Below are 8,026 nucleotides of genomic sequence, written 5' to 3'. Positions count from 1 at the left end.
GCACCGATCACCACCACGCCGTCATTCAGAGCGCAGCGAAGAATCTCCCAGCACGGCAACCCTGAGCGCACGCGAAGGATTCCGCCGTGCAACGCACCGATCACCACCACGCCGTCATTCAGAGCGAAGCGAAGAATCTCCCAACACGACAACCTCGACCCGCACACCAACCGCCGCATAACGTCATCCTGAGCGCATGCGAAGGATCCCGTCACGACGACACCCGCCACCCCGCACACCACCACTCCGCATACCGTCATCCTGAGCGCGCGAAGCATCCCGTCACGACGACACCCGCCACCCCGCACACCACCACTCCGCATACCGTCATCCTGAGCGAAGGCGAAGGATCCCGTCACGGCGACACCGACCGCACCGCACACCACCACTCCGCATACCGTCATCCTGAGCGCGCGCGAAGCATCCCGTCAGACGACACCCGCCACCCCGCACACCACCACTCCGCGTACCGTCATCCGTAGCGCACGCGAAGCATCCCTTCACGGCGACACCGACCGTACCGCACACCGGCGCGCCGCATACCGTCATTCAGAGCGAAGCGAAGAATCTCCCAGCCAGACGACCTCAAACCAGAAAGACACCGCACGCCAAACGGCACTCCTCACCAAGCTCCCCCTCTCCGCCCGACGGAGAGGGGCCGGGGGGTGAGGTCCTCCTCGCGCAGAACACTCCCAACAACGAAAAGACAGCCCCGGATCCCTCCGGGGCCGCCCTCCTCAATAAATCCTGCTAGCTTCGCCCTAGCTTCGCCGCCGGCGCGCCGTCAGCGAGATCGCCGCCAGCAGCACCGCCCCCGCCGCCAACCCCGCGAGCGACAACACAAACCCGTCGCCCGATGGTCCGCCGCCCGTCCGCGGCAACTCCCCTGGGCCCGGCCGTGGGCCCGGCACTTCTCGCCCGAGCACCGTGTTGACGAACGTCGGCGTCGTCACCACCGTCCGCGCGATCACCGTCGTCGTCAACGTGCGCGTGCCCGTCGGCGTGTCGTTGTCCGGCGTGCGCGTGCGCGTCGGCGTGTCGCTGTTGTCCGGCGTCGACGTCGCCGAAGGCGATGCCGTACCAACCTGCAACGTGTTCGTCGCCGTCGGCGTCGCCGTCGACTCCGCCGTGTTCGTCGGTGTCGCCGTACCCTCGACGGTATTCGTCGCCGTCGCGGTCGCTACCGAAGTGTTCGTCGATGTCGGCGTTGACGTCGCTTCTACCGTGTTCGTCGATGTTGGCGTCGGCGTTGACGTAGCTACCGCCGTGCTCGTCGACGTCGCAGTAAAGCTCTCCGGCGTGTTCGTCGCCGAAGGCACCGGCGTCGATGTTCCCACGATCACCGTGCGCGTGATATCGGGCGTCTCCGTGCGTTCGACAGTACGCGTGACGCGCGGCGTTCTCGTCGTCGTCACCTCCGCCGTGCGCGTAGCCGTGCGTGTGTTCGTCGCCGTCGGCACCGCCGTCTTCGTGATCGTCTTCGTCGACGACACCGTTTTCGTCACGGCCGCGGTCTTCGTCGACGCCACAGTCTTCGTCACGTACGCCGTCTTCGTTGACGCCGCCGTCGCGTACGACGTTTTCTCCGCGCCCGCGCCCGCGCCCGCGCCCGCGCCCGCGCCCGCGCCCGCGGTCGACGTCGGCCTCGGCCGCGCCGCGTCCGCGGACCCGGCGTCGATCATCGCCAACAATCCCGCCGCGCCGGACAAAACCAGCGCGATCGTCAACGCCGCCAACCAGAGTTGGCTTCCCGGAAGTCGAGTGTTCATGTCATGCCGCCAGGACTAGGAAGGAATCCGCCAAAGCGAATGTACAGGTACGCAATTCGCCGGACAAGCCGCATGACCGCGATTTGCACTCGTATGCGCAGCTTCGGGAACTGGAGGCTGATCGCTTGGGATGTCCCTCGCCGCCATCCTCCGCCCTTCCCCCTGCTGGTTCAAGACTCTTATGTTGGGACCCGAAGAAAATTCCAAACTTGACCGCAGCCGGCGCCGGCGCCGGCCCGGCACATGTGACCTGGTCCGGTTGTCCCACCCTGCTGCTCACCCTATACTGAGCCCCGCCCGGCATGGGCTTACTGTCTGAAGGAGGAGACGTGCCCAAGCGTACGTACCAGCCCAAGCGCATCCCTCGGCGCCGGCGCCACGGATTCCTGCACCGCATGGCCTCGCCAGGCGGACGCAACGTCCTGCGCAACCGCCGCCAGAAGGGTCGCAAGCGGCTGGTCGTCGTCTAAAGCACGTCCCGGGAGGCGCGATGCCGCCCCTGGTTGGGCGCTCCGCCGGCATGCATCGAGACCAACGGCTGCGCAGGCGTAAGGACTTCGCCGCCGTCTATCGCACCGGTCGAGCCCAGGGCAATCGACTGCTCGTCGTACGCATCCACCCCAACGAAGGCGACATAACAAGGTTCGGCTTCGTCGCGGGAAAGGTCGTCGGTGGCGCGGTCGTCCGCAATCGAGTCAAGCGCCGGCTCCGCGAGGCTGCCCGCAAGCTCGATGTGAAGCCCGGACTCGACATCATCATCGGGGCCCGCAAGGCTGCGGCAGACGCCGATTCCCACGAGTTGAACCGCGCTCTCGCTTCACTCCTCGCACGAGGCGGCGCGCTGCAACCGTTGGCCGGTGCCCTGGAGGAGACGTTGTGAAGAGACTGGCGCTCACCGCGATCCGCTTCTATCAGCGCCGGATCTCGCCCGGCATGTCGCCCAGTTGCCGCTTCCAGCCCACCTGCTCGCACTACGCCTGCGAAGCTATCGAGACCTTTGGCGCCGTCCGTGGCTCAGGCATGGCTGCCTGGCGCATCTTGCGCTGCAACCCCCTGAACGATGGCGGCTTCGACCCTGTGCCGGAGCGCGCGCACCGTGACGCCCGTTCACGCGTTTGAATGTTTCACGTGAAACAATGCCGAAACTGACCCCCCGCCTCCCCCGCAATGTTTCACGTGAAACAATTTGGCCGCGCGTGCTGCTGGCCCTCGCCGGCTCGGCGCTGCTGCTCGCCGCCTGCGGCAACCCTCCCGGCCCCCGAGGCTGGGCGCCCGCCAGGCCCGTCGTCGTCGGGGACCGCGAGTTTGTCCTGGCGCCGCATAAGTCGCACGTCTACGCCGTCCGGCCCGAATCTAGCTTCGTCCAGTGGCAATTTCCGCCCGAAGACCGCAACTCCTACCCGATCAGCCAGCAGCGCCTCGAGGGTCTGCTCGAGCTGATCGATGCGCTCGAGGTCACGGAACAGCAGAAGGAAGACCTCATCTCCCTCGCCGAGGGCCTCACGGTGTCCGGCGGCAGCGATGATGCCCTCAGGGACGCCCTTACGGACGCCGTGGGGGACGAGCAGCGAAACGCCATCAATGACTTCATCGACGACACGCGCGATACCGAAAACCGCGGCCTCCGCGATGTGCGCGCGCTCTATGGCGAGATCGCCATCTCCAGCGACGCCGAGACCGCGTACGTGGGCGCGTTCGGCGGCTGGGTGTTCGCCATCGAGACGGCCACCGGCCAGGCACGGTGGATCATCGAGACCGGGGACGAGATGGTCGGCGGCGTCGCCATTGACGGCGACACGATCTTTTTCGGCACCAAGGGCGAGGAAGTCTTCGCTGTGGGAGCGGAGTCCGGCGAGTTCGTCTGGCGCTTCGAGACCTCCGGCGAGGTCTGGGCGACACCCACCATCGCCGAAAGCGCCATCTACGTCTCCTCCATGGATGGCGTCCTCCACAAGCTGGACGCCGAAGGCAACGAGACGTGGTCCTTCGACAGCGCCGGCGCCGGCATCGCTGCCAGCGCGACCGTCAGCGGCGACACGGTCTACATCGGTTCGTTCGATAAGAAGCTCTACGCGGTGAACACCGCCGATGGCGTCATGCGCTGGTCGATCGCCGCCGACAACTGGTTCTGGGGCCAGCCCGCCGTCGCGGACGGGATGGTCTTCGCGCCCAGCCTCGATGGCAAGGTGTACGCTGTGAACGAGGACGACGGCGAAGAAGTCTGGACCTTCGATGCCGGCGCGCCCGTGCGATCCGCGCCCGCCGTCGTCGAGGACAGCCTGATCGTCGCCGCCCGCGATGGTGACGTCTTCAAGTTGGATCTTCAGACGGGCGAACGCGTCGGGGGCGCGCTCGTCGTCGGAAGTACGATCGAATCGAACCTTACACCCGATGACGATGGCGCAGTCTTTGTCGTGCCCCGCGACGCGACGCTCTACGTGATAGACGCGACCGAAAACCTGACCGCTAACACATATCCGCTCACCAGGTAAGCGACTGTGGACCTGTTCTTCACGCTGTTTGACTTCTTCCTCGTCGATCCGATGACGAACATGCTCGTCGCGCTCGCGCGGTTGTTTGGCGGCAGCTTCGGAATGGCGATCATCGCGTTCACGCTGATCATGCGGGGCATCACCTGGCCGCTGACGGCGAAGCAGTACAAGCAGAGCCGCGCCATGCAGCAGATCCAGCCGAAGGTCGCGGAGCTGCAGAAGAAGTACAAGGGCAAAGACCCGAAGAAGATGCAGCAGGAGATGATGGCGCTCTACCGCGAGGCCGGCGTCAATCCCCTCGGCTGCCTGCTGCCGATGTTGGTGCAGTTCCCGATCTGGATCGCGCTGTACCAGGTGATCCGGCTGTCGCTCGGCGAGACGCCGGAAAGCTTCGTGACGCTCTCGGAGCGGCTCTACCCCATCGACTATGTGCTGACCGCTGTGCCGCTCGACAACCACCTGGGGATCTGGAACCTGGCGCAAAACGATCCGACGTTCATTCTGCCGATCGTCGTTGCGGTGACGATGTACGTGCAGCAGAAGATGATCACGCCGCGCCCGGTCACCAGCGGCCAGATGACGCAGCAGCAACAGCAGCAGCAGCAGACGCAGCAGATGATGACGTGGATGCTGCCGTTGATGTTCGGCTGGATCAGCACGACGGTGCCGTCCGGGTTGTCGCTGTACTGGGCCGTCTCCAACGCCGCCGGCATCGTCATGCAGTACTTCTACGCGGGGCGTCGCCTGGATTGGCGGAACCTGCTGTCGTTCGGGCCGCCTGCCCAGCCACAGCCGGCGAAGAGCGTCCGCCCCGACGATGCGGCGGCGGCGGCCGCAAAGACGAAGACGGAAGAAGAACCCGCGCCGGAGGACGGCGCTGCAAAGGAAACCAGCACGGAGCCGGTCGCGCGCGACCGGTCTGAGACGCGAAGGAAGCGACATGGCCGGCGTCGAGGCAAGCGGTAAGACAATAGACGAAGCTATCGAGCACGCACTCGACGAACTCGGAGTCGGCCGCGACTCCGTCGACGTTGAGGTGCTGAGCGAGGGCAAGGCGGGCCGTCTCGGCATCGGCGGGGAGCAGGCGCGCGTGCGCGTCCGCCTCCTCGGTGACGATGACGATGCTGACGATGACGCCGACGACGGGGCTGGCGACGATGCTGACGACGACGATGACCAAGATGACGCGCCGGCCACCGGGAACGAGCGCGTCGATGCTCCTGCTTCGGGCGAGGCAGCCGAGGGCGAGGAAGACGAAGACGAAGAGGATGACGCCGAGTTCGCGGCGCAGATGCTCGACCAGATGCTGGCCATGATGGGGATCGAAGCGGACGTGTCGATCCGCGATGCGGAGACGCCCGGCGACGGCGTCGGCATGGCGAAGGCAGTGCTCGACATCGAAGGCGACGACCTTGGCATCCTGATCGGGCGGCGCGGGGAGACGCTGCAATCGCTGCAGTATCTGCTGAACGTGATGGTCGGGCGGCAACTCAGCGAACAATCCTTCTTTACCGTCGACGTCGAAGGCTACCGGCGGCGCCGCGAGCGCTCGCTCACCGGCCTGGCGCGCAAGATGGCGGACCAGGTGAAGCGCACAAAGCGTCCGGTGCAGCTCGAGCCGATGCCCCCGAACGAGCGTCGCATCATCCACCTGGCGCTGGCGGACGACCGCTACGTGACGACGTCGAGCACGGGCGAGGGCGAGGGGCGCAAGATCTCGATCCAGCCGCGCAAGTGAACGGGCTCGTGCGTGGCCGCGCCTGACTTCGTCGTGGCGGGCCATTTCGTCCGCGACGTCGTCCCCGGCGGCTGGGAACTCGGCGGCACGGTGACGTTCGCAGCCGTGCAGGCGCACCGCCTGGGTCTGCGCGTCGGCGTCGTGACGCGGACGGCACACGATTTGGGCCTGGACGCGCGCATGGCGTTCGCCGAGATCGTCGACGCCGGTTCCTCTGAGACGACGAGCTTCGAGAATACGTATCGCGAAGGCCAGCGCAAACAGCGAGTTGTCACTCGCGGCGCCCCGATGCGCGCGGAAGATGTGCCGGAGGGCTGGCGCGTCGCGCCGGTCGTGCTTGTCGGGCCGGTGCTGGGGGAGGCGCCGCCGGACTTCGCGGCGGTGTTCTCCGATGCGTCGCTGGTAGGCGTTTCGGCGCAGGGGTGGCTACGGGAACTGGATGCCGAAGGCAACGTGCGCAAGACGGACTGGAGCGGAGTGCCGTTCTGGCGCGGCGCGGACGTCGTCTTCGTATCGGACGAGGACCTCGGCGGTGATGAAGCGATGCTCGATCGCTGGTCCGCCGAGGCGCCGACGGTGGTGATGACGCGTGCGCGGCGTGGCGCCCGCGTGTGCTCTGCCGGCGAGTGGGGCGAGATCGAGGCGTTCCCGCAGGAAGAGGTCGATCCTACAGGCGCGGGCGATACATTCGCTACGGCGTTCCTGATACGCTTGCACGAAACCGGCGACCTGGCGGAAGCGACGCGGTTCGGTGGTGCTGCAGCCAGCGTATCGGTGGGCGGCGTGGGCGCGGCGGCGATGCCGGAACGCGGGGAGATCGAGCGGCACATGCGGGAGCATCCGGAGATCACGCTGCGCTTTGGGAGCGAGAAGCCGTGATTGGGAAGCGGGACGCTGTTAGGAAGTGAGAAGCGGGAAGCGTGAAGCGGGATCGAGTGGGCGGTGCGTGTTGCGGTGGCTGCGTTTCATGGCGCGCTTGTTGTGGTTACGCGTGCAGTTCGGACGCAGCTAAAGCTACGTCCCTACGATCCGCTTCGTTGAGCGGTGCGCGGCTCATGTGGAAGAAACGAGAAGCGGGAAGCGGGAAGCGGGAAACGTGAAACGGGATCGCACGAGGTCCACGTCATTGAGCGGTGCGCGTCTTACGGGCGAGCGTTATTTTTCCGCTGCGGGTCGCGCGGTCGAGATCTGCGCGTGAGTACGACGGTGATTGCGCTGGCGAACCAGAAGGGCGGCGTCGGGAAGACGACCACGGCGATCAACCTTGGAGCATCGCTTGCTAAGCATCATAAGAGCGTCCTGATCTTCGACTTTGACCCGCAGGCGAACTCCAGCGCGGGCCTCGGCATACGCATCGACGGCGCGAGCACGTATGACGTCGTGGTCAGCGACGTAGCGGCGCGCGACATCGTCGTCGAAACGGGCATCGATGGCTTGATGCTCGCGCCGGCGACGCCCGCGCTGGCCGGGGCGGAAGTGGAGTTGGTGCCGATGATGGCGCGCGAGTTTCGGCTGAAGCGCGCCATCGACACGCTGCGCGGATCGTACGACTACATCTTGATCGACTGCCCACCATCGCTCGGGCTGCTCACGGTGAATGCGCTCACCGCGGCGGACGAAGTGATCGTGCCGGTGCAGTGCGAGTACCTGGCGCTTGAGGGATTGAGCCAGCTCACATCGACGCTGGAGTTAGTGCGCCGCAATTTGAACTCGCGTCTGCGGTTGCGCGGGTTGCTGCTGACGATGTTCGACGGACGCACGAACCTTTCGCAGCAGGTTGCCGATGAAGTGCGATCGCACTTTTCAAACACGTTTAAGACGATCATTCCGCGCAGCGTGCGTCTCAGCGAGGCGCCGAGCCACGGTCTCCCGATCGCGAAATACGATCCGTCATCGCGCGCGAGCAAGGCGTACGAGGAATTTGCGCAGGAGTTGATCGCGGGTTCGAGCGTGGCGGAGGTGAGAAGTTAGAAGCGAGAAGCGGGAAGCGGGAAACCGTTGTCGGCCGTCGTGCGATAGGAGATTTC

10 protein-coding genes are annotated in these 8,026 nt (G+C 65.9%); 9 read left to right on the top strand and 1 reads right to left on the bottom strand.

The annotated features are described in order from the left end of the window. Positions 1 to 761: 761 nt before the first annotated feature. A complete protein-coding gene (locus tag WEB52_07425) occupies positions 762 to 953 on the bottom strand; it encodes a hypothetical protein (GenBank protein MEX2226260.1) in 192 nt (63 codons plus the stop codon). On the opposite strand from WEB52_07425, the gene WEB52_07420 reads away from it, so the two are divergent. The 9 genes from WEB52_07420 to WEB52_07380 all read left to right on the top strand — a co-directional run bounded on the left by WEB52_07420 (position 931) and on the right by WEB52_07380 (position 7,970). After that, a complete protein-coding gene (locus WEB52_07420) occupies positions 931 to 1,788 on the top strand; it encodes a hypothetical protein (protein ID MEX2226259.1) in 858 nt (285 codons plus the stop codon). The genes WEB52_07425 and WEB52_07420 overlap by 23 nt on opposite strands. A gap of 310 nt (positions 1,789 to 2,098) precedes the next feature. After that, a complete protein-coding gene (gene rpmH / locus WEB52_07415) occupies positions 2,099 to 2,239 on the top strand; it encodes a 50S ribosomal protein L34 (protein ID MEX2226258.1) in 141 nt (46 codons plus the stop codon). Positions 2,240 to 2,259: 20 nt separating this feature from the next. Continuing rightward, positions 2,260 to 2,649, top strand: a complete 390-nt coding sequence (gene rnpA, locus WEB52_07410) for a ribonuclease P protein component (protein MEX2226257.1) — start codon at positions 2,260 to 2,262, stop codon at positions 2,647 to 2,649. Further along, complete coding sequence (gene yidD, locus WEB52_07405) at positions 2,646 to 2,888, top strand: membrane protein insertion efficiency factor YidD (GenBank protein ID MEX2226256.1); 243 nt, start codon at positions 2,646 to 2,648, stop codon at positions 2,886 to 2,888. Before rnpA ends, yidD begins: the two co-directional genes overlap by 4 nt. A 77-nt stretch (positions 2,889 to 2,965) precedes the next feature. After that, positions 2,966 to 4,261: a PQQ-binding-like beta-propeller repeat protein gene (locus WEB52_07400; GenBank protein MEX2226255.1), complete on the top strand. Its 1,296-nt coding sequence runs from the start codon at positions 2,966 to 2,968 to the stop codon at positions 4,259 to 4,261. Between the two features lie 6 nt (positions 4,262 to 4,267). Then, on the top strand, positions 4,268 to 5,227 hold the full coding sequence (locus WEB52_07395; protein ID MEX2226254.1) for a YidC/Oxa1 family membrane protein insertase: 960 nt from the start codon (positions 4,268 to 4,270) through the stop codon (positions 5,225 to 5,227). Further along, on the top strand, positions 5,202 to 5,999 hold the full coding sequence (gene jag, locus WEB52_07390) for an RNA-binding cell elongation regulator Jag/EloR (GenBank protein MEX2226253.1): 798 nt from the start codon (positions 5,202 to 5,204) through the stop codon (positions 5,997 to 5,999). The genes WEB52_07395 and jag overlap by 26 nt, the downstream gene beginning before the upstream one ends. A 12-nt stretch (positions 6,000 to 6,011) precedes the next feature. Continuing rightward, positions 6,012 to 6,878, top strand: coding sequence for a PfkB family carbohydrate kinase (locus WEB52_07385; GenBank protein MEX2226252.1), 867 nt, complete (start codon positions 6,012 to 6,014; stop codon positions 6,876 to 6,878). A gap of 315 nt (positions 6,879 to 7,193) precedes the next feature. Beyond that, on the top strand, positions 7,194 to 7,970 hold the full coding sequence (locus WEB52_07380; GenBank protein ID MEX2226251.1) for an AAA family ATPase: 777 nt from the start codon (positions 7,194 to 7,196) through the stop codon (positions 7,968 to 7,970). Positions 7,971 to 8,026: the final 56 nt, after the last annotated feature.

The sequence above is a fragment of the Dehalococcoidia bacterium genome (assembly GCA_040902535.1).
In the GTDB taxonomy this organism is placed as follows: domain Bacteria; phylum Chloroflexota; class Dehalococcoidia; order DSTF01; family JACRBR01; genus JBBDXD01.
Note: the sequence above shows the minus strand (reverse complement) of the source record. Positions and strands in the feature narration are given on the sequence as shown.

What these genes read in the sequence shown, in the direction of transcription:
- rnpA (MEX2226257.1), top strand. Translation starts at nt 2,260, where the DNA reads ATGCCGCCCCTGGTTGGGCGCTCCGCCGGCATGCATCGAGACCAACGG.
- jag (MEX2226253.1), top strand. Translation starts at nt 5,202, where the DNA reads ATGGCCGGCGTCGAGGCAAGCGGTAAGACAATAGACGAAGCTATCGAG.